Below are 21,149 nucleotides of genomic sequence, written 5' to 3' on the forward strand. Positions count from 1 at the left end.
CCTAGTATACTGTACAATCATACAGTATCAAGACCTGTGACTGAATTATTTTTAGCTTAGGACATTTTTCAATCTGGCTAAGGTTTTAGCAAAAATAAAATCAAATAAGCTATCACTTTACCGAATATACATACTTAAGAGCGCAATTTTAGATAAATTATTGCTAAGATTGGCATAACTAATTTTGTGTGATTTTTTAGGTTAAATTTACAAAGCAGTCTCCTGCTGGGTATAGCGCCTAATCCCCCTAGCAAACTGATATCGCCTTTAGGCAGTCACAACGGACGATAACGATTTAATGAATGCAATTGATACCAATGATTTAGAAAAACATACCCCTATGATGCGTCAATACTTGGCGATGAAAGCAGAACATCACGACATGTTGCTGTTCTACCGAATGGGTGACTTTTACGAGTTATTTTATGATGATGCTAAACGGGCGTCTGAACTATTGGGCATTTCACTCACTGCACGGGGTAAAAGTGGTGGCGACCCAATTCCCATGGCTGGGCTCCCTTACCATGCTGTAGAAGGCTATCTTGCAAAATTAGTTCAAATTGGCCAATCGGTGGCCATATGTGAACAAATTGGCGATCCAGCAACCTCTAAAGGGCCGGTTGAACGTAAAGTAGTACGTATCGTCACGCCTGGAACATTAACCGACGAAGCACTGCTGCAAGAACGCCAAGACAACCTGTTAGGGGCGGTTTATCAAGGTAAGATTGGCTTTGGTTATGCGACGTTAGATGTGTCATCTGGACGTTTTGTCATTGCCGAGCTTGATACCATAGAGTCATTAGAAGCTGAGTTACAACGCACAAACCCAGTAGAAATTCTCTACAGTGAAGATTTTGGTGCACTTGGGTTGCTCAGCGGTTTTAAAGGTAAACGCCGTCGCCCAGAATGGGAGTTTGATTACGACACTAGCCTTAAATTACTGCTAACCCAGTTTGGCACCAAAGATTTGCATGGTTTTGGGGTCGCTGATGCACGCCTATCCTTACAGGCGGCGGGTTGTTTGATGCAATATGTCAAAGATACCCAGCGCACAGCTCTGCCCCATATCAATGCTATTACTCGCTTTAATCAATGCGATAGCATAGTGCTGGATGCCGCAACTCGTCGTAACCTAGAGCTCACCCAAAATCTTGCTGGTGGTCGCGATAATACCTTAGCCGCCGTTTTGGATAACACAGCAACGCCTATGGGCAGCCGCATGTTGCAGCGCTGGATCCATCAACCGCTGCGCGATCCAAATCAAATTCGCGCACGCCAACAGGCCATAACAGAACTGCTCGATAACACCGCTCACGTGAGCCTGCATGAACAGTTAAAAGCACTTGGTGATATCGAACGTATCATGGCAAGACTTGCCCTGCGCACCGCGCGTCCAAGGGATTTTGCCCGTTTACGCCAAGCTCTGAGTTTATTACCTGAATTGCAACAGAGTTTAAGTACACTAAGCGCACCACATACAGTCAAATTATGTCAATACTTGGGCGAATTTCCTGAGCAACAAACGCTACTCGAGCGCGCAATAGTAGATAACCCGCCGATGCTCATCCGCGATGGCGGCGTGATCCGTGAAGGCTACAACAGCGAATTAGATGAATGGCGGGCACTAAGTGAAGGTGCGAGTGACTATTTAGTACAACTCGAAGCCAGAGAGAAAGAACGTACTGGTATCAACACACTTAAAGTAGGTTATAACCGCGTACACGGTTATTACATTGAAGTAAGCCGCCTACAATCAGCACAAGTACCGCTTGATTACCAACGTCGCCAGACTCTTAAGAATATGGAGCGTTATATCACGCCCGAACTTAAGGTATACGAAGAAAAAGTGTTGTCGAGCCAAGGTAAAGCGCTGGCACTCGAAAAACAGTTATGGGAACAGTTATTCGATCTAATCTTACCAAGATTACATGAATTGCAAGCTTTTGCACGAGCAGCAGCTGAGCTTGATGTGTTAAGTAACTTTGCCGAGCGCGCAGAAACGTTAGGCTACACCTGCCCTGAATTAAGCCTAGATATTGGTGTGCTGATTAATGCTGGTCGTCACCCTGTGGTTGAGCGCGTCAGCCAAACGCCTTTTATCGCTAACCCTGTCACCTTGCACCCTCAAAGACGTATGTTGATTGTTACGGGCCCTAATATGGGTGGTAAATCAACGTACATGCGCCAAGTGGCCTTGATTACGCTTATGGCACATATTGGCTGTTTTGTCCCTGCCGAATATGCCCTTATAGGCCCTATTGATCGCATATTTACGCGTATTGGTGCATCAGATGATTTAGCATCTGGCCGCTCAACCTTTATGGTAGAAATGACTGAAACGGCTAATATTTTACACAACGCCACTGCTAGCAGCCTAGTATTAATGGATGAAATTGGCCGTGGAACATCGACATATGATGGCTTATCGCTCGCTTGGTCAGCAGCAGAATATTTAGCCCAGCAGGTCGGAGCCATGACCTTATTCGCAACACATTATTTTGAGCTTACTCAGTTACCTGAACTCATTGCCGGTGTTTATAATGTGCACCTTGATGCTATTGAGCACGAAGACACCATTGCTTTTATGCATGCAGTACAGGAAGGCGCGGCTAGTAAAAGTTACGGTTTACAAGTTGCAGCGCTGGCTGGCGTACCCAGTAAAGTGATTAAAGCGGCTAAACATAAGTTACAACAATTAGAGAGCCGTGATCATCAATCAGAAGGTACAAAAACGCCAATCCAAAGCTTACTCGCATTACCTGAGCCTCTTGAAAACCCAGCGTTAACGAAGTTAAGCAGTATTAACCCAGATAATCTAACTCCAAAACAGGCACTTGATTTACTCTATGAACTGAAACGTTTGAGCTAAATGATTTGATTGAATGAGTGGATTGAGCGAGTTGATATAACGGTTTCTATTGAATCTGTTTAGAATAAATATCTAAAAAAAATAATGAAAACAATAACGCCCACAATGTGGGCGTTTTACTTTATCTACCGTATCAAACACTAATGGGATTATCTGGCACTCTCCAAAGAGCTGCAGAAAACTACCGTTAGTCTCGAAATAAAGCTTCAACCGATAAGCCTTGCGATCCTAATAAGTCACGTAGACGTTTTAGCGCTTCCACTTGGATTTGGCGTACGCGTTCACGGGTTAACCCAATTTCAGCCCCCACATCTTCAAGCGTAGAAGGTTCATAACCTAACAAACCAAAACGACGGGCTAATACTTCTCTTTGTTTAGTATTGAGCTCATTAAGCCACTTAACAATTGAATTAGAAATGTCTTCATCTTGCACTTTATAATCAGGACCAACGCTATCATCATCGGCTAAAATATCCAGTAATGCCTTCTCGCTATCACCGCCTAATGGGGTATCCACAGAGGTAATTTTTTCATTCAATTTAAGCATACGACTAACATCTGAACTAGAAACCTGTAATTTTTCAGCGATTTCTTCTGCTGTAGGCTCGTGATCGAGTTTTTGCGCTAACTCGCGGGCTGTACGCAAGTACACGTTCAACTCTTTAACAACATGGATGGGCAAACGAATAGTGCGAGTTTGGTTCATAATTGCACGTTCAATGGTTTGTCTAATCCACCAAGTCGCATAGGTTGAAAAACGAAAACCTCTTTCGGGATCAAACTTCTCGACGGCGCGAATTAAGCCTAAATTGCCTTCTTCAATAAGATCAAGCAGAGCTAAACCACGATTGTTGTAACGGCGTGCAATCTTAACGACCAGACGTAAATTACTTTCAATCATGCGATTACGGGATTTAGCACAGCCTTTTAAGGCTTTACGGGAAAAGTAAACTTCTTCTTCTGCGCTAAGCAATGGGGAAAAACCGATCTCACCTAAATAAAGTTGAGTGGCATCAAGATTTTTTTGAAGGTCTTCTTGGACTTGTTGTTCTATACCTAATTCTTGGACTAAATCAGGGTTGACGTCTTTTTCAAGATCAATGTCTACGGTTTCAATGGAAAAATCGACTAGTGCTTCTGCGGCAGTGCTATTTGTGCGACTCATAATTAAATCTCCCAAACCTAATTAACTAGCTGAATAATTACAATTTTATATCCTCCATTTGCCAACAAGGCCCTAAACCATCATTGTTTAGGTAAATAAGTAAGTGGGTTTACAGATTTTCCATGGTAACGAATTTCAAAATGTAACATTACCCGATTCGCACCCGTATTACCCATTTTCGCAACAGTTTGCCCAGCGAGGACATGTTGCTTCTCTTTGACTAAGATCGTATCCGTATGAGCATAAGCGCTCAGGTAATCGTCACTGTGCTTAATAATGACCAAATTACCGTAACCCCTAAGAGCATTTCCCGCATATACCACCCGCCCATCTGCAGCAGCTTTAATGATATCTCCCCGATTTCCTGCAATCTTAATTCCTTTATTTCCCTGCTCATTGGCAGAGTAAGTTCCGATTAACGCTCCTTTTACTGGCCACTCCCACCGACTCACGCTCGTTGGCAGTGTAGAAGTAGGTGCGACCCGAATATCGTTAACACTTTGTTTTGAACTTGTTACAGAGTACGCAGGCTTTACTTTCTGATCAAGTGTTATTTTTTGTTCTTGCTTTAACTGGATATCAGTTTTTGAAACTGATTTAACAGACTGATTTTCAATGCCTTTACCTCCAGCGCTACTCTTAGGCGTCGTGGTTCTGCCATCTATAGTGGGTGGTTTTGATTTAACACTGTTCTTAGCCGTTGTGAGAGATAACACCTGTCCTGGATAGATTGTATAAGCGTTATCTAATTGGTTTAATTTGGCTATTTCAGAGAAATCTTTTCCTGCCGCCCAAGAAATAGAGTAAAGCGTGTCACCTTTTTTAACCTTATATGAATTCGATTTAATGTGGCCTCTGCCATTTTTAGCATAACTGTGAGAGGCATTTTCGACAGGTGCAGGCCGGCTGGCCTGAAAGCTACAGCCTACAAGCAGAAATATAAAACATAGGTTTAGGAGTAAACCTGCATTGAACAATAAAAACTCCTTGGTCTGGTTGCATTACTGTTTATGATGAGAAAAGTGCGACCACAAAGATATTTATACAGGACAGGGGCATAATGCCATTAAGCTAGCTCCCCATTAATCAGCGGCACAAATTTAACCGTTTCAATAACTTCAGAACTAAAGCGGTCTGCAGTTCGAGTTATTCTCATCAATTGCTGGGTATCCTCTCCCACAGGTAAAACTAACACTCCACCTTCGGTGAGTTGCGACAATAAAGCCTCTGGGATGGTCGCCGCTGCCGCAGTCACCATAATGGCATCGAATGGACCACGATTAGACCAGCCTAGCCAACCATCACCATATTTAAACGATACATTATGTAAATCTAAGCGTTTTAAGCGCTGCCGAGCTTGAATTTGTAGCCCTTTTATCCGCTCAACGGTACACAGTTGCGGGACTAACTGCGCCAAAATTGCCGCCTGATAGCCCGATCCCGTACCGACCTCTAAGACCCGCTGTGGCATCTTATGTAATAGGAGCTCAGTCATGCGAGCCACTATGTAGGGCTGTGAAATAGTTTGGCCTTGGCCAATAGGCAAAGCGGTATTTTCATAGGCTTTGTGGGCTAAGGCATTGTCGAGAAACATTTCCCGTGGCGTACACGATATCGCCTTTAACACGGCTTGATTGCGGATACCCGCATCATGAAGCTTTTTAGCTAAATTCACCGCCGATGTTAAGGCAACTCGAGTCATATTTTATCTACCCAATTTTGCAATGCCGATAATTGTCCATAAGCGGTCAAATCTACCGTCAAAGGTGTAATAGAAACGTAACCATTGGCGATGGCATGAAAATCAGTGCCTTCACTTGCGTCCTGCTCTGGTCCTGGTGGGCCAAGCCAAAATATCTCTCGTCCGGCAGGATCTTGGGTTCGAACAACACCTTCAGCCTTATCTCGAGCGCCAAGGCGAGTCACTCTTATGCCTTTGATTTGATCAAGTGGTAAATCTGGTACATTCACATTTAAAATCTGATCTTTTGCCAAAGGTTGAGCGAGTAATCCTTGCACTATCCGCCGCGCATATACAGCCGCAGTCTGATAATGTTCAAATTTTCGACCATCAAGCGAAATCGCAACCGCAGGGAAACCTAAAAAACGCCCTTCCATCGCAGCAGCTACCGTCCCAGAATATAAGGTATCATCACCCATGTTCGCGCCCGCATTGATGCCTGAAACCACCATGTCGGGCTCGCCGTCATACAATTCACGAATTGCTAAATGAACGCAATCGGTCGGTGTACCGTGGACTGAAATGTAACCATTATCTAACCTATTAATTCTTAATGGATTAGTCAAGGTTAATGAGTTACTTGCCCCAGAACAATTACGATCGGGCCCCACGGTTAACACTGTGGCAATTTCAGCCATCGCCTCAGATAGTGCTTTGATGCCCGGCGCATTAATTCCATCATCGTTGCTTACAAGGATACGGATCATAATTTGGCTTCAATGCTAGATGCAGCTTCAGTACTTTCAGTCTTAGTCGCAGGTGTATTAGCTGCTATGTTGACAGTTGTTGTCTCAGATACCGGCTCCTGCACCAGTGTCGCTTGCCATTGCTGCTCTTTCACATCTTGATAATTGACTAATTCTCTCAATAACGAGGTCGCAAAACTGCCAGCAGGTAATACAAACTCCAGCACTAAGCCCTCAGTTGTTTGCTCATACTTAAGCGCTTGTGGCTCAAGGAGTAATGGCCGGCGCTCCTGCTCTAACCCTGCATGTTCAAGACCATAACAATCGTCAGCCAGTTCAGTCAAAGCTAAGGTTTCTACTGCGGCAGCTTCGCCTTGAGGCAGCATCATGCCACGGCCCCATAACGGTGCAGATAATTGAATGTCTTTTTCGATAAGGCGTTTTAATACGACTAAATCCCACTCTGGCGTCACGAAAAAGCTTTTACTACCCGCTAACATCACACAATCACCTGCTAGGGGCTTAGTGCCATGATTAGCTAAACGGTATGACACTACGGTATTAAATAGATTTGAGCGCACAGCAGACAAATACATGCTGCGTTTATTTCTATCTTTAACTTTTTTACCCGCCATCATTTGGCGGCCAAAGACTAAGTTTTTGCCATCATGACCAAACCGCTGCTCACCAAAATAATTAGGTACTCCAATCTGAGCGACTTTTTCGATACGACTAATAATGTCTTCAACGTGGGTGACATTTCGCAGCGTTAAAATAAAGCGGTTACCCAGCAAAGCGCCAATACGCAGTTTTTTACTGTGACGACTGCTTGATAAAATGGTTAAACGCTCGCTATTGAGATCATTCCAAAGCGGCGTTTCTTTACCCGGAATGCGTACACCAAACCATTGCTCTGTGATGGCATTTTTGTCTTTTTGCCCTGCGTAAGTGACTTCTTTGGGATGCACTTTAGCGAACTTAGCGATCATTTCAGCCACTTGTACTGTATTAAAACCCTCTTTACGTACATGCAGCATATGATGTTCACCTTCACCCGTTGGGCTAAAAGGTAAAATCTCTTTGACGATAAAATCGCTATTTTGGGTTCTTAGATCTGCTGTACCTAAAGGTTTGCCATACAGATAATGTAATTCGCTCATGGGACTCTTTTACTCTCAAGTTAATCGTGTTTACGGACCATCAGTACCACGGCTTCTACCGCTATACCTTCTTTACGTCCGGTAAATCCTAGCTGTTCAGTTGTGGTCGCCTTGACATTAATATCGTCAAGTTTTGCTGTTAAATCAGTAACTAATACTTGCCGCATTGCTTCAATGTGTGGCGCCATTTTAGGAGCTTGGGCGATAATAGTGACATCGAGATTACCTAATTCAAACCCTTTAGCTTGGGCTAAAGCATAGCAATGGCGCAGCAATACACGGCTATCAGCCCCTTTATATGCAGCATCTGTGTCAGGAAAATGTTTACCAATGTCACCCAATGCTAATGCGCCTAGAATCGCATCAGAAATAGCATGCAGCACTACGTCACCATCGGAATGCGCCATGAGGCCTGTCTCATAGGGTACGTTAACACCACAGAGAATAAGGGGTTGCGCCGCGCCAAACTTATGAACATCGAAACCATGACCAATACGGATTTTCATTTATTGCTCCTAATTTATTGTTTAGTTTTGATTACCGCGACGATAACGCGCGCATTAAAAATAGTTCAGCTAACCCCAAATCATCAGGGTGAGTCACTTTAATATTGTCGGCACGGCCAGAAACGAGCCCAGGTGATATACCTGCCCATTCCATTGCCGATGCTTCATCTGTCACGACCGCGCCGGCGGCCATAGCAGCATTGAGATAACCTTTTAGTTGCCCTGTCGGAAACAACTGCGGCGTCAGTGCATGCCATAAATCATCACGACATACTGTCGTGCCTATTCCACCTAGCTGATTCGCACGCTTCATCGTATCTCGTACTGGCATAGCTAAAATGGCACCTTGGGGGAATTGCCCTCGGGATGCGAGTAACTTATCAATATCAGCTGCAGTTAAACACGGCCTTGCTGCATCATGCACTAAGGCCCAACTGTTTTGCGGTGCAAGCTGCAATGCCGCCAATACAGAATCAGCGCGCTCTCCTCCCCCTAATACTTTGATTAACTTAGGATGGATAGCCTGAGGCAAGGAGTCGAAAATATCATCATCAGGATGTAAAGCCACAATCACTTGAGAAATTTGCGGGTGGGAAAGCAGTCTATCTAAGGTATGAGCAAGAATGCTCTGGCCACAAACTTCAAGGTATTGTTTAGGCCTATCAGCGCCCATACGGCTGCCAATACCCGCTGCAGGAACAATGGCCACCACAGCCTGAGTCGCATGCTCAATTTGAATAGCGGGTTCAGATTGGTTTTCAAGATTAGCTGAGGTAATTAATCCATGCTCCACACATTCTAACGCTGTCATCCTAACTCCATATTACTGAGATGGATTCGATACTGAGCGATCGCCACCCACGACGCGATAAAAGGTTTCACCTTCTTTCACCATACCGAGTTCGTTGCGCGCACGTTCTTCAATAGCTTCAGTGCCGCTTTTCAAGTCGATAATCTCTTCCTTTAGCACTTGGTTACGCTCATTAAGCTTGGCGTTACCATCCTGCTGGGCGGCAATTTGCTTTTCCAGGACGAAGTATTCGGGCAGGCTATTGTTTCCCGTCCAAAGTCGAAATTGCAGTAAAGCGAGTAGCACTATGAGTGCAATGACAAAAAATTTCATGGAGGAATTAGCGTCAGTATCTTGGATTAAAAAAATATACTGCAGATAGTACAACAAAAAAGGCCACCAAGTGGTGGCCTTTTTAAATCAAACGTTAAATTACGCCTGACCTTTGATCTCTTTCAAACCACGGTATGGGGCTTTTTCACCTAATTGCTCTTCGATACGCAGCAATTGATTGTATTTAGCCACGCGATCAGAACGGCACAGTGAACCGGTTTTGATTTGACCTGCTGCAGTACCTACAGCTAAATCAGCAATAGTTGAATCTTCAGTTTCACCACTACGGTGTGAAATAACCACGGTATAACCTGCATCTTTCGCCATACGAATAGCGGCTAAGGTTTCAGTCAGTGAACCGATTTGGTTGAACTTGATGAGGATTGAGTTAGCAATACCGTTTTCAATACCACGGGTTAAGATTTTAGTGTTAGTGACGAATAAATCATCGCCCACTAATTGCAGCTTATCACCCATAATTTGAGTTTGATAAGCCCAACCATCCCAATCTGATTCATCTAAACCATCTTCAATAGAAACAATTGGGTATTGGTCTGCCAATGATTTTAAGTAATCAGAGAAACCGTTCGAGTCAAATACCTTACCCTCGCCCGCTAAATCGTATTTGCCGTCTTTATAGAATTCAGATGCGGCGCAATCAAGCGCTAATGTCACATCGGTTCCTAACTTGTAGCCAGCTAATTCAACCGCTTCTTTGATAATGGCTAACGCATCAGCATTTGACGCTAGGTTAGGTGCAAAACCACCTTCGTCACCAACAGAAGTGCTTAGACCTTTGTCGTGTAATACTTTTTTCAGTGTGTGAAAAATTTCAGAACCCATGCGCAGTGCTTCACGGAAGGTTTTTGCGCCAACAGGTTGCACCATGAACTCTTGGATATCAACGTTGTTATCAGCATGCTCACCACCGTTTAAGATGTTCATCATAGGCACAGGCATTGAATACTGGCCTGGTGTACCGTTTAATTCTGCGATGTGGGCATATAAAGGAATACCTTTAAATGCAGCAGCCGCTTTTGCCGCCGCTAAAGACACAGCTAAAATCGCGTTTGCGCCTAACTTGTCTTTGTTTTCTGTGCCATCTAAATCAATCATTATTTGATCAAGCTCGGCTTGAGCTGTCGCATCTTTACCCAGTAATGCAGCACGGATTGGGCCATTTACGTTAGCAACGGCGGTTAATACGCCTTTACCTAAATAACGGCTTTTATCGCCATCACGTAATTCTAACGCTTCGCGGCTACCGGTTGATGCGCCAGAAGGCGCTGCTGCCATACCAACAAAGCCGCCTTCTAAATGCACTTCAGCTTCAACAGTTGGGTTACCACGAGAATCCATAATCTCGCGACCAATCACATTAATAATCTTAGCCATAATACCCTCGATTTAAGTTTAAAAATAAAAGAAAAATTAATACCTATAGGAATAAATCTCCCACATAGCACTGAATCATCAACATACTATTTGTAACTTACTTTCAATACGGGTGACGTTGATACACAGAGTTATACCCAGAGGTATTAAGTTTTATCGTTAACGAGCAGATGAGTGTAGCAAAAGGCCGGCCCCACTGTCGCGGGTCCGGCCTCAAATATTCTTATTTTAAATCACGTTTTTGATGCACACTTGCCGCAGCAATAAACCCTTCGAACAATGGATGACCATCGCGCGGAGTTGAGGTGAACTCAGGGTGGAATTGACCCGCAACAAACCATGGATGATCTTTTAATTCGATCATTTCCACCAGTTTACGATCAGAAGACAAGCCACTGAAAATCATGCCAGCTTGCTCTAAACGTTCTCTATATTTGTTGTTCACTTCATAACGGTGACGATGACGTTCTACGCAGCTATTGCTTTTATAGGCTTGCGCGGCTTTAGAACCATCAAGTAAATGACACAACTGAGCGCCTAAACGCATAGTGCCACCTAAGTCAGACGTCTCATGACGTTGCTCTAGGTTACCTTCTTCGTCAATCCATTCAGTAATCAAACCGACCACAGGGAATGGTGTTTCTTTATTAAATTCAGTTGAATGTGCATCGGCCATGCCAGCAACATTACGCGCAAATTCAATCAGAGCAACTTGCATACCTAAACAAATACCGAAATAGGGTAACTTGTTTTCACGGGCAAATTTTGCCGCAAGTATCTTACCTTCAACACCACGCTCACCAAAACCGCCTGGTACTAAGATACCGTCTAAGCCTTGTAAAACTTCATCGCCTTTGGCTTCTACGGTTTGTGAATCAATGTACTTAATCGTCACAGACACACGATTTTTAAGGCCCGCATGTTTTAATGCTTCGTTGACTGACTTATAGGCATCTGGCAGTTCAATGTATTTACCCACCATACCAATCACGACTTCGCCGTTTGGATTAGCTTCTTGATAAATAACATTTTCCCACTCAGACAAGTCGGCTTCACGGCATTCTAAACCGAAACGCTTAACCACTAAATCATCTAAACCTTGTGAACGTAACAAGGCTGGGATTTTATAAATACTATCAACATCTTTTAATGAAATAACCGCACGTTCTTCAACGTTACAGAATAGCGAAATCTTGGCTTTTTCATTAGCAGGTACCGCTCGGTCGCCACGACAAACTAACACGTCTGGGGCAATACCGATTGAACGCAGCTCTTTCACAGAATGTTGCGTTGGCTTAGTTTTCACTTCGCCAGCAGCACCTAAGAAAGGCACTAAGGTTAAATGCATGAATAGAGTACGATCGCGACCCAACTCAACACCGAGCTGACGAATAGCCTCAAGGAATGGCAAGGATTCGATATCACCCACAGTGCCACCGATTTCAACGATAGCTACATCATGGCCTTCGCCACCTGCTAATACTTTTTCTTTAATCGCATTAGTGATGTGTGGGATAACCTGAATGGTTGCGCCCAAATAATCGCCACGACGTTCTTTACGCAATACTTCTTCGTAAATACGACCGGTAGTGAAATTGTTACGACGATTCATCTTAGTACGGATGAAACGCTCGTAGTGACCCAAGTCGAGATCTGTTTCTGCACCGTCTTCAGTAACAAATACTTCGCCATGTTGGGTTGGGCTCATGGTACCCGGATCAACGTTAATGTAAGGGTCCAGTTTCATGATGGTTACATTGAGACCGCGGGCCTCTAAAATTGCCGCTAATGACGCTGCTGCAATGCCTTTACCTAGTGATGAAACCACGCCACCAGTAACGAAGATATACCTTGTAGTCATGCTGAACCTGAGAAAATGAGTTTGAAAATACGTGCTTGTAAGAAAGCACTAGGACGGGGCAGTAGTATACCAAAGACGAGTCGATTCGACAAACACCAATCGGGATAATTTGCCGTTTATCTTGGCTCAGTTGCTTTTACTTGGTCCCAATAGGTATCTAGCTCCATTAATGTGTGCTCTTGCATGCTTTTACCGCTGTCACTCGCCAACTGTTCAACACCACGAAAACGGCGTTCAAATTTAAGGTTGGCTTGACGTAATGCTTGCTCAGGGTCGACCTTAAGATGACGAGCTAAATTGACCACGGCAAATAATAAATCACCCATTTCGGACTGCACTTTTTCTTGGTCTTGCTCGGGTTGATTGACCTCATGCAACACTTCATCGATTTCTTCGTGGATTTTAGCGACCACAGGCTCAAGCTCGGCCCAATCAAATCCGACTCGCGCGACTCTTTGCTGAATTTTGATGGCGCGCGACAATGCAGGTTGGCTACGGGGAATATTGTCTAATGCAGAAACAATGATATCCGTTTTAGCTCCATCAGCCGCTTGTAGCGCCTTTTGTTCACGTTCAAGGACTTTAATCGCCTCCCAATTGGCTTTCATCGTTTGGGCACTATCGCCAATTTGTAAATTTTTATCACCAAATACATGGGGATGACGGCGAGTGAGCTTGTCGTTGATTTTCTCTATCACAGTGGCAAAATCAAATTTGCCCTGCTCTTTACCTAGCTGACAATAGAATACGATTTGAAATAATAAATCCCCTAGTTCATCGGGTAACTCATCCCACGCTAAACGCTCTATGGTGTCGGCGACCTCATAGGCTTCCTCTAAGGTAAAGGGCACTATCGTTTGGAAGGTTTGCGCCTTATCCCACGGACAACCTGTTTGTGGGTCGCGCAATGTTTCCATCATTTTCAGTAACGGCTCAACATCCGTTGTTGAAAGCTTGGTAGTAAAAGGTTCGGTAGTCGAAAATGAGGTTGATGGCGCAGTATGGGAAGTCATGCTGATATCCTTTAAAGATAAATACTGCAACGGGCGAATATTGAGAAAGAACCAGAATACGCCTCAGCAGCTTTAGCTGAACACTAAAATAAAGGGGTAATGATAAGTTAGGTAACATAAAAGCGCTATTTTGATCCAAAGATCAGCTCTGAGTTGCTTATTTTAACTAAAGCGTATTTACCCCATGTCGTGATGGCACTCATCCGAATAAGTAATAAACTTGCCCTACAACTTCTCATCCATGCCCTGCATACAAGTCTTTAGCGCAAGCCGTCTTAAATGATAAGATATACAGCAATATGTCAACGAAGCTACAACTCACCAAGTGCATACGTGGCAATGTCGACCTAACTCTTTACATAATGAATGCGGTTATTCAATTTATTCATTTGATTGATGTTAGGTGTATTTCTATTCTGTCGTCCTAGGTAGGACGCGCCCTGATAGTTTTTCAGCATTACTGGAGACAAAACTCATGACAAACGTGACAGTGAATGCCACGCAGTTAGCAACTAAGCCATCTCAAGATGGTTTCCACATGCCCGCAGAATGGGCAGCGCAGCAAGCGGTGTGGATGATTTGGCCATATCGCCCCGATAACTGGCGCGCAGCAGGGGCTTATGCTCAGGCAACCTTTGCTAAGGTGGCCGATGCCATAGGTGCGGCGACCCCTGTTTATATGGGCGTACCCAAGGCGTTTTTGGCAGAGGCAAAAACGGTTATGCCTGCCCACGTCACTTTAGTCGAAATGAATAGCAACGATTGCTGGGCTCGCGATACCGGACCGACCATAGTGGTGAATGCCACAGGCGAATGCCGTGGTGTTGACTGGGGCTTTAATGCTTGGGGTGGTGATAACGGTGGTTTGTACTCGCCATGGGACAAGGATGAGCAAGTCGCAGAGCAGATGCTTAAGCAGCATAGTTTTGCCCGTTACAACGCGCCGTTGATCCTTGAAGGGGGATCCATTCATGTCGATGGTGAAGGCACCTGTATGACAAGTGCCGAGTGCTTACTCAACGCCAACCGAAACCCAGATCTAACCAAAGAACAGATTGAAGCATTACTGCGTGATTATTTAAATGTTAAGCAGTTTATCTGGTTGGAAGAAGGCGTCTACATGGATGAAACCGACGGGCATATTGACAATATGTGCTGTTTTGCTCGCCCAGGCGAAGTGGTTTTACACTGGACAGATGATGAAACCGATCCCCAGTATCCTCGCTCAAAAGCTGCACTCGATGTGCTGCAAAATACCGTGGATGCACAGGGTCGTAAGTTAAAAATCCATCTATTGCCACAACCGGGTCCTCTGTATTGTACCGAAGAAGAATCACAAGGCGTAGTAGAAGGCACTGGCGTACCACGCACAGCGGGTGAACGTTTAGCGGGTTCTTATGTGAACTTTTTAATCACCAATAATCGTATTGTTTTCCCGCTACTGGATCCTGCAACCGACGATATCGCCGCCCAAAAACTGCAAGAAATTTTTCCTGAATATGAGATTGTCGGTGTGCCTGCCCGCGAGATTTTATTAGGAGGCGGCAATATCCATTGTATTACCCAGCAGATCCCCTCTGGAAAGTAATCTCAAGGAGCACAGAATGACGATTGATGTCACTGTTGTTGCAACACCATTGGTTTTCAGCGGGAGGCAGTAAAATGTTTGAAGTAACAGAAGTTTCTATTGCCGAGCTGCGGGCGGCACTTGAATCGGGCCGCACCACAGCGGTTGAATTGGTGCAATCGTATCTTGCGCGGGTTGAGGCTTATGATGGCCCTGCGACAAAGACTAAACTCAATGCGCTGGTAGTGCGCAATCCCGATGCGTTAAAAGAAGCAGAAGCTTCCGATGCACGCCGAGCGCGTGGTGAACCACTTAGCCCACTTGATGGCATTCCTTACACCGCCAAGGATAGCTATCTGGTTAAGGGGCTGACTGCGGCCTCTGGTAGCCCTGCGTTTAAGAATTTAGTTGCCCAATACGATGCCTTTGCCGTCGAGCGCCTACGCGCTGCGGGCGCTATCTGTTTAGGTAAAACCAACATGCCACCAATGGCCAATGGCGGCATGCAGCGCGGTCATTACGGCCGCGCCGAAAGTCCATACAATGCTGAGTATCTTACTGCACCGTTCGCCTCGGGATCTTCTAACGGCGCAGGAACAGGTACCGCTGCCAGTTATTCTGCATTCGGCCTTGCCGAAGAAACATGGTCGAGCGGGCGTGGGCCGGCATCAAACAATGGGCTGTGCGCCTATACCCCGTCACGCGGCGTGATTTCGGTACGTGGCAACTGGCCGTTAACACCGACCATGGATGTGGTGGTGCCTTACACTCGTACTATGGCAGATATGCTTGAAGTGTTGGATGTAATTGTGGCCGATGACCCTATCACCCGTGGCGACCTATGGCGTCTGCAACCTTGGGTTGAGATCCCCAAAGCATCAGCTGTTCGTCCAGCATCTTATCTCTCCCTTGCCGCTCAAACCGACACGCTTAAAGGTAAGCGTTTTGGTGTGCCGCGCATGTACATCAATAAGGATGAATTGGCGGGCACCAGCGAAAACCCTGGTATCGGCGGCCCGACTGGTCAGCGCATCAATACTCGCTCATCAGTAATCGACCTCTGGGAAGCGGCGCGCCAAGCGCTAAAAGCTGCGGGAGCTGACGTCATTGAAGTTGATTTTCCGCTGGTATCAAATTGCGAAGGTGACCGACCAGGTACGCCAACCGTGTTTAATCGGGGCATAGTCACGCCTGAGTTCCTCAACGATGAACTGTGGGAACTCTCGGGCTGGGCGTTCGATGAATTCTTGCGTGCCAATAATGACCCTAAACTCAACAAGCTTGAAGATGTGGTGGGACATTTGATTTTCCCGCATGACTTAGGCACCTTGCCAAACCGTGAGGGCGACCTTGCCGCTGGTATGGATGAGTACGTCAACATGGCCAAACGCGGTCTTAAATCCTATGACCAGATTGACAGCATACCCGATGGTCTGCGTGGCTTAGAGAAAACCCGCAAGCTAGATCTCGAAGACTGGATGGATGCACTCAAACTCGATGCCGTGCTGTTTCCAACTATGGCAGATGTTGGCCCTGCAGATGCACACATTAATCCTGCTTCTGCTGATATTGCGTGGAGCAACGGTATTTGGGTCGCTAATGGCAACCTAGCGATTCGTCACTTAGGTGTACCAACGGTGACAGTGCCTATGGGCGTGATGGCTGATATTGGCATGCCAGTCGGTTTAACTTTCGCAGGCCGTGCTTATGATGACAATAACCTGCTTAAGTTTGCAGCCGCATTTGAGGCAACTGGTAGTAAACGCATGATCCCAGCGCGCACGCCAAAGCTTGGTGAATAAGTGCTAAGACAATGCATAAGCCTATGTAAATGTAAGCACTAAATGTAAGAGTTTAGAAATGAACAACGGGATTGGTATCAAAATGCCAATCCCGTTTTTTTAACACCAACGTCGATATCCCTTCAACAAAGCTGGACTCATGCTGCTATAAAACATGCTGCGGTAAAACATACAGCAGCACTTAACGCGTCTTATTTTAGTGCCAAGAGTTCTTTTCTGACTATCTCAGCGCCTGCACTTAAGGCATTGAGTTTACCTCTTGCTACGTGATGGGATAAAGGCGTCATGCCGCAGTTAGTGCAAGGATAGAGTTTGTCGGCATCAACAAATTTAAGGGCTTTTCGAAGCGTGTCAGCAACTTCCTCTGCGGTTTCAATCGTGTCTGTGGCAACATCAATCGCGCCGACCATGACTTTTTTACCGCGAATGAGCTCAAGTAGCTCCATTGGCACATGGGAGTTATGACATTCTAGCGAGATAATATCAATATTCGATTTTTGCAGTTTAGGAAAAGCCTCTTCATATTGGCGCCATTCTGAGCCTAAGGTTTTTTTCCAATCGGTATTGGCTTTAATGCCATAACCATAACAAATGTGTACCGCAGTTTCGCATTTAAGCCCTTCAATCGCTCTCTCTAAACACGCTATGCCCCAATCATTGACCTCATCAAAAAACACATTAAAAGCAGGTTCATCAAATTGAATAATATCAACACCCGCCGCTTCTAATTCTTTAGCTTCCTCATTCAGAATTTTGGCAAATTCCCACGCGAGCCTTTCGCGACTTTTATAATGGTCATCATAAAGCGTATCTATCATGGTCATAGGACCAGGTAGCGCCCATTTAATTGGTTGCGTGGTTTGCTGACGTAAAAATTTGGCATCTTCAACAAAAACAGACTTTTGGCGACTCACTGGGCCAACAACCGTGGGTACGCTCGCATCATAGCGGTCACGAATTTTTACGGTTTTACGTTTGGAAAAATCAACGCCATTGAGATGCTCAATAAAGGTAGTGACAAAATGTTGCCGCGTTTGCTCGCCATCACTAACAATATCAATGCCTGCTTGCTGTTGATCTTGTAATGACAAACGCAGTGCATCGTGTTTACCGGCAACTAACTCTTCGCCTTGTAATTTCCAAGGCGACCAGAGTGTTTGAGGCTCTGCAAGCCATAAAGGTTTAGGCAAACTGCCAGCAGTTGAAGTCGGTAACAGTGTTTTGCTAAGTGTTTTGTTAACTGATTTAGTCATAATATTGATACCGTAAATTGGGATTAGCTTTTAACGTAATGATTGAATATAACAATCTAATCAAGCGATTAAATGGCACCGTAAACAGAGCAGTTAAACGATGCGATTAAGCTGAGCGATTACAAATGATTAGCTGACCATTGCTCAAGCACCGTTTGGTATGGCTTGATAAAATGCTCCGCAGCAAATTTACCTTGCTCATTCGCTAACTGGCTACGTTCTGCTCGGTCATAAACAATTTGAGTGAGCGAATGATCCAGGTTTTTCAAATTAGGTTGGTAGCATTTTCCGGCAACAGCATTGGCATTATAAATCTCAGGACGATAGATTTTTTGAAAGGTGCCCATAGTGCTGATGGTGCTTATCAACTCAAGGTGAGTGTAATCATTGAGTAAATCACCAAAAAAATAGAAGGCTAATGGCGCCACGCTATTTGGTGGCATAAAATAGCGTACCTGCAAGCCCATTTTTTGGAAATATTGCTCAGTTAGAGACGACTCATTTGGTTGGTATTCAACCCCTAATACGGGATGCTGATTTTCAGTTCTATGGTAGGTTTTGTTGTCTGACACACTGAGACAGATAACCGGAGGCTTATTAAAGCTCTGTTTATAAGCATCTGAATTAACAAAATACTGAAAAAGCTTGCCGTGCAGTTCACCAAAATTATCTGGAATACTAAATTTGGCTTGGCCCTTATTATGCTCTGCCAGCAAGACACTAAAGTCATAATCACGGACATAAGAAGAAAAGTTATTTCCGACAATGCCTTCAATGCGCTTATTGGTTTTACTATCAACAATATTAGTTTTTAAAATTTCAATCGATGGGAAAGTTTGGCCACTACCATCAACATCCATATGAACGGAGATGATTTCGAGTTCGACAGTATAACGATCAGCCTTAGGGTTATCCCAATGCGCTAAGGCATTAAAACTGTTATCAATCATCTTTAACGCATTGCGTAAATTCGCTTGGCGATGACTACCTCTGGCCAAATTAGCAAAATTGGTGGTGATACGCGTCTTATCTGACGGATGATAATTTTCATCAAGACAAATGCTGTTAATCGTAAATGTAAAATGGTTATTCATAGTGATCCAGTATCCAATTGTCTGATTTCAAACCTGAGTTTATACCCTGCTCTTTTAGCTTCTAGACCTGACTCTGATAGACATTATTCATGTTCTGTCCTGAGATTCTCACTCAGTTGTCTCACAGTCTTTTGGGGCTATTTGCTTTTAACTTAAGTACCGATGACTTAAGTCCTAATTGCTTAGCTAGGGCGCAACTTCAAGCTTTTCTAATGTTTAGCTTGGAGTCATTTATACGTGGTTCGGCACATGAACAAAAACGGTTTTATTTCACCTAGAACATGAGCCATATTCATGATCAATTAGCATGGCGTTATTGATTAACCAGAACTTGGGATAGGGAAAGCAGGAGCAGTAATATGTTACACCCTCTCAAAAAAATCCTCGGACACTATTAACCAGAATTCCCCTTTGATCCAGGAGTGATTATGCTGAAGTCAATATTTCTGTCTTGTAACCACTGTTCAACTTTTTTCTTCTGTTTATAGGCGTCTTCATTTTTATCCATTACCCGCTCATGCTCAGCTAACCAATAATACAGACCAACGCGTCCTATTCCGTTAACCATTTGAAATTCTGCACCACGATTTAATAGATCTAAAACAACATCGTATCGACGTCTACCGGCCGCTTGAGTTAACAAGGTAGCATCTGTGTTTGTTTTTATATTAAGATCTGTGCCAGCTTCAATGAGCAGATAATAATTTCTGGGTATCGTTTTTCCGCCTAATTCTACTGTTTCCTCAATAGGTGGGGCATCAAACATTCCCCCTTTAAGATTGGGATCGCCACCATAGGCTAATGCCAACTGTAAAAAGCGACTATCTTTATTTCTAGTCGCCCAATGCATTACAGTACTAGAGCCCTCAAGTTTGACATTGGGTGTGGCACCTTGTTTTAGTAATTCTTCAAAGCCCTCAAGGTTACCCTTATAAATTGCCCAAAACAGGGGTGTGCCTGTCGACCTGCCCTGAGCGTTGACATCGACCCCATTTGCCACTAACTCACGGATTTTTTTGACATCGCCTTTTCCTGCCGCCTTCGCCAATGCTCTGACTTGAGGATCAGGGAATATCTCATCCAAATCCATTAACACTAAAGAAGTTTCTCGCTGTTTCTTATTATGTGCTTTTTCGGCGTCTTCCAAAGCCCGAAAATGCGGCTCTGAAGCACAGGCACTGAGTAAACATGCAAACATCACATAACGGATAACTAGTTTCAATATAGGCCTGCTCATGTAACTGTGATTTTATCCTATCATTCACTGCACTTGACGATAATACTTTCCCCACCACCCTCATACAAATGCCTAGTACTATCAATGATTTTCATATATTTTTTACAATCTTCAGGGATATTCGCATGTAGGCTAATCAGTTTTTTTAGCCGTTCTAAACTTGGGTGCCTAATACCCGTTTCAGTAAAATCGACAGCGGAAAACATATAATACCGCCCTTCACCATAGTCACTATTCAATGTAATCAACCATTTTTTGAACGGGTGGCTACTGTTTAATTCAGAAAAACCATTTTCAATACTCGTACAACTGAATAACATTAGAGTTAATCCCCATCCCCAGATCCTATTCATAATAATTCCTTTTCGAAAAGTGATAGATATAAGGAGTGCTGGCACTCATTGATATACCAGTGAATGCAGCAATGGGTACCATGCCAAGCAAACTCCACGTTTGAAAGGCCGTGTTGTAGGCTTCAGCTCCTGAAAGTACCATTCCCGTTGCAGTATCATACCCGTGAAAACCAACCAACTTTGATATATCTGAGTTCCAAAAGTCATGGCTTTTAGATATTTGGTTTAATCCCCTAGCCCAGAGTGAATCATTATTTTCAAAGGTATAACCTTCCATGCCAGAGTTTTTCGTTAAAAAAAATAAGGACAGCCACATACACTGGA

General features: G+C 44.3%; 19 protein-coding genes. 3 read left to right on the forward strand and 16 right to left on the reverse strand.

The window, feature by feature from the left end; genetic code table 11:
- Positions 1–298: 298 nt before the first annotated feature.
- On the forward strand, positions 299–2,869 hold the full coding sequence (mutS, locus tag C9I43_RS10730) for a DNA mismatch repair protein MutS (protein ID WP_107883448.1): 2,571 nt from the start codon (positions 299–301) through the stop codon (positions 2,867–2,869).
- Positions 2,870–3,056: 187 nt separating this feature from the next.
- Here mutS and rpoS read toward each other — a convergent pair whose 3' ends face one another.
- The 11 genes from rpoS to mazG form a co-directional block, all read right to left on the reverse strand.
- Positions 3,057–4,034, reverse strand: coding sequence for an RNA polymerase sigma factor RpoS (gene rpoS, locus C9I43_RS10735; protein ID WP_076496503.1), 978 nt, complete (start codon positions 4,032–4,034; stop codon positions 3,057–3,059).
- A gap of 80 nt (positions 4,035–4,114) precedes the next feature.
- Positions 4,115–5,011: a peptidoglycan DD-metalloendopeptidase family protein gene (locus C9I43_RS10740; RefSeq protein WP_107883449.1), complete on the reverse strand. Its 897-nt coding sequence runs from the start codon at positions 5,009–5,011 to the stop codon at positions 4,115–4,117.
- A gap of 89 nt (positions 5,012–5,100) precedes the next feature.
- Positions 5,101–5,736 (reverse strand): protein-L-isoaspartate(D-aspartate) O-methyltransferase, encoded by a 636-nt coding sequence (locus C9I43_RS10745; protein ID WP_076496501.1) that lies wholly within the window; start codon positions 5,734–5,736, stop codon positions 5,101–5,103.
- Positions 5,733–6,482 (reverse strand): 5'/3'-nucleotidase SurE, encoded by a 750-nt coding sequence (gene surE / locus C9I43_RS10750; RefSeq protein ID WP_076496500.1) that lies wholly within the window; start codon positions 6,480–6,482, stop codon positions 5,733–5,735. Before surE ends, C9I43_RS10745 begins: the two co-directional genes overlap by 4 nt.
- A complete protein-coding gene (gene truD / locus C9I43_RS10755; protein ID WP_107883450.1) occupies positions 6,479–7,621 on the reverse strand; it encodes a tRNA pseudouridine(13) synthase TruD in 1,143 nt (380 codons plus the stop codon). The genes surE and truD overlap by 4 nt, the downstream gene beginning before the upstream one ends.
- 20 nt (positions 7,622–7,641) lie before the next feature.
- Positions 7,642–8,127, reverse strand: coding sequence for a 2-C-methyl-D-erythritol 2,4-cyclodiphosphate synthase (gene ispF, locus C9I43_RS10760; protein ID WP_107883451.1), 486 nt, complete (start codon positions 8,125–8,127; stop codon positions 7,642–7,644).
- Positions 8,128–8,158: 31 nt separating this feature from the next.
- Positions 8,159–8,938 (reverse strand): 2-C-methyl-D-erythritol 4-phosphate cytidylyltransferase, encoded by a 780-nt coding sequence (gene ispD, locus C9I43_RS10765; RefSeq protein ID WP_107883452.1) that lies wholly within the window; start codon positions 8,936–8,938, stop codon positions 8,159–8,161.
- Positions 8,939–8,950: 12 nt separating this feature from the next.
- On the reverse strand, positions 8,951–9,250 hold the full coding sequence (gene ftsB, locus C9I43_RS10770; RefSeq protein ID WP_107884114.1) for a cell division protein FtsB: 300 nt from the start codon (positions 9,248–9,250) through the stop codon (positions 8,951–8,953).
- A 99-nt stretch (positions 9,251–9,349) separates the two neighbouring features.
- Positions 9,350–10,645, reverse strand: a complete 1,296-nt coding sequence (eno, locus tag C9I43_RS10775; protein ID WP_107883453.1) for a phosphopyruvate hydratase — start codon at positions 10,643–10,645, stop codon at positions 9,350–9,352.
- A gap of 223 nt (positions 10,646–10,868) precedes the next feature.
- A complete protein-coding gene (gene pyrG, locus C9I43_RS10780; protein ID WP_107883454.1) occupies positions 10,869–12,506 on the reverse strand; it encodes a CTP synthase in 1,638 nt (545 codons plus the stop codon).
- Between the two features lie 116 nt (positions 12,507–12,622).
- A complete protein-coding gene (mazG, locus tag C9I43_RS10785) occupies positions 12,623–13,519 on the reverse strand; it encodes a nucleoside triphosphate pyrophosphohydrolase (protein ID WP_107883455.1) in 897 nt (298 codons plus the stop codon).
- A 475-nt stretch (positions 13,520–13,994) separates the two neighbouring features.
- Between mazG and aguA the strand changes: the two genes are divergently transcribed.
- A complete protein-coding gene (aguA, locus tag C9I43_RS10790; protein ID WP_107883456.1) occupies positions 13,995–15,107 on the forward strand; it encodes an agmatine deiminase in 1,113 nt (370 codons plus the stop codon).
- A 74-nt stretch (positions 15,108–15,181) separates the two neighbouring features.
- A complete protein-coding gene (locus C9I43_RS10795; protein ID WP_107884116.1) occupies positions 15,182–16,888 on the forward strand; it encodes an amidase in 1,707 nt (568 codons plus the stop codon).
- Positions 16,889–17,079: 191 nt separating this feature from the next.
- On the opposite strand, the gene C9I43_RS10800 is transcribed toward C9I43_RS10795, so the two are convergent.
- The 5 genes from C9I43_RS10800 to C9I43_RS10820 all read right to left on the reverse strand — a co-directional run bounded on the left by C9I43_RS10800 (position 17,080) and on the right by C9I43_RS10820 (position 21,141).
- Positions 17,080–18,141, reverse strand: a complete 1,062-nt coding sequence (locus C9I43_RS10800) for a methionine synthase (protein ID WP_107883457.1) — start codon at positions 18,139–18,141, stop codon at positions 17,080–17,082.
- Between the two features lie 119 nt (positions 18,142–18,260).
- Positions 18,261–19,235 (reverse strand): DUF1852 domain-containing protein, encoded by a 975-nt coding sequence (locus C9I43_RS10805; RefSeq protein ID WP_107883458.1) that lies wholly within the window; start codon positions 19,233–19,235, stop codon positions 18,261–18,263.
- 394 nt (positions 19,236–19,629) lie between these two features.
- Positions 19,630–20,457 (reverse strand): ankyrin repeat domain-containing protein, encoded by an 828-nt coding sequence (locus tag C9I43_RS10810; RefSeq protein WP_181317874.1) that lies wholly within the window; start codon positions 20,455–20,457, stop codon positions 19,630–19,632.
- Between the two features lie 35 nt (positions 20,458–20,492).
- Positions 20,493–20,825: a hypothetical protein gene (locus C9I43_RS10815; RefSeq protein ID WP_107883460.1), complete on the reverse strand. Its 333-nt coding sequence runs from the start codon at positions 20,823–20,825 to the stop codon at positions 20,493–20,495.
- Entirely contained in the window at positions 20,818–21,141 is a 324-nt protein-coding gene (locus C9I43_RS10820; RefSeq protein ID WP_146157134.1) for a hypothetical protein, read from the reverse strand. The genes C9I43_RS10815 and C9I43_RS10820 overlap by 8 nt, the downstream gene beginning before the upstream one ends.
- Between the last annotated feature and the right edge of the window lie 8 nt (positions 21,142–21,149).

The organism is Shewanella morhuae (genome assembly GCF_003028295.1).
GTDB lineage: Bacteria > Pseudomonadota > Gammaproteobacteria > Enterobacterales > Shewanellaceae > Shewanella > Shewanella morhuae.

What these genes read in the sequence shown, in the direction of transcription:
- eno (WP_107883453.1), bottom strand. Translation starts at nt 10,645, where the DNA reads ATGGCTAAGATTATTAATGTGATTGGTCGCGAGATTATGGATTCTCGT.
- C9I43_RS10800 (WP_107883457.1), bottom strand. Translation starts at nt 18,141, where the DNA reads ATGACTAAATCAGTTAACAAAACACTTAGCAAAACACTGTTACCGACT.
- surE (WP_076496500.1), bottom strand. Translation starts at nt 6,482, where the DNA reads ATGATCCGTATCCTTGTAAGCAACGATGATGGAATTAATGCGCCGGGC.
- truD (WP_107883450.1), bottom strand. Translation starts at nt 7,621, where the DNA reads ATGAGCGAATTACATTATCTGTATGGCAAACCTTTAGGTACAGCAGAT.
- mazG (WP_107883455.1), bottom strand. Translation starts at nt 13,519, where the DNA reads ATGACTTCCCATACTGCGCCATCAACCTCATTTTCGACTACCGAACCT.
- ftsB (WP_107884114.1), bottom strand. Translation starts at nt 9,250, where the DNA reads ATGAAATTTTTTGTCATTGCACTCATAGTGCTACTCGCTTTACTGCAA.
- C9I43_RS10815 (WP_107883460.1), bottom strand. Translation starts at nt 20,825, where the DNA reads ATGAATAGGATCTGGGGATGGGGATTAACTCTAATGTTATTCAGTTGT.
- aguA (WP_107883456.1), top strand. Translation starts at nt 13,995, where the DNA reads ATGACAAACGTGACAGTGAATGCCACGCAGTTAGCAACTAAGCCATCT.
- mutS (WP_107883448.1), top strand. Translation starts at nt 299, where the DNA reads ATGAATGCAATTGATACCAATGATTTAGAAAAACATACCCCTATGATG.
- C9I43_RS10745 (WP_076496501.1), bottom strand. Translation starts at nt 5,736, where the DNA reads ATGACTCGAGTTGCCTTAACATCGGCGGTGAATTTAGCTAAAAAGCTT.
- ispF (WP_107883451.1), bottom strand. Translation starts at nt 8,127, where the DNA reads ATGAAAATCCGTATTGGTCATGGTTTCGATGTTCATAAGTTTGGCGCG.
- rpoS (WP_076496503.1), bottom strand. Translation starts at nt 4,034, where the DNA reads ATGAGTCGCACAAATAGCACTGCCGCAGAAGCACTAGTCGATTTTTCC.
- pyrG (WP_107883454.1), bottom strand. Translation starts at nt 12,506, where the DNA reads ATGACTACAAGGTATATCTTCGTTACTGGTGGCGTGGTTTCATCACTA.
- ispD (WP_107883452.1), bottom strand. Translation starts at nt 8,938, where the DNA reads ATGACAGCGTTAGAATGTGTGGAGCATGGATTAATTACCTCAGCTAAT.
- C9I43_RS10820 (WP_146157134.1), bottom strand. Translation starts at nt 21,141, where the DNA reads ATGTGGCTGTCCTTATTTTTTTTAACGAAAAACTCTGGCATGGAAGGT.
- C9I43_RS10805 (WP_107883458.1), bottom strand. Translation starts at nt 19,235, where the DNA reads ATGAATAACCATTTTACATTTACGATTAACAGCATTTGTCTTGATGAA.
- C9I43_RS10795 (WP_107884116.1), top strand. Translation starts at nt 15,182, where the DNA reads ATGTTTGAAGTAACAGAAGTTTCTATTGCCGAGCTGCGGGCGGCACTT.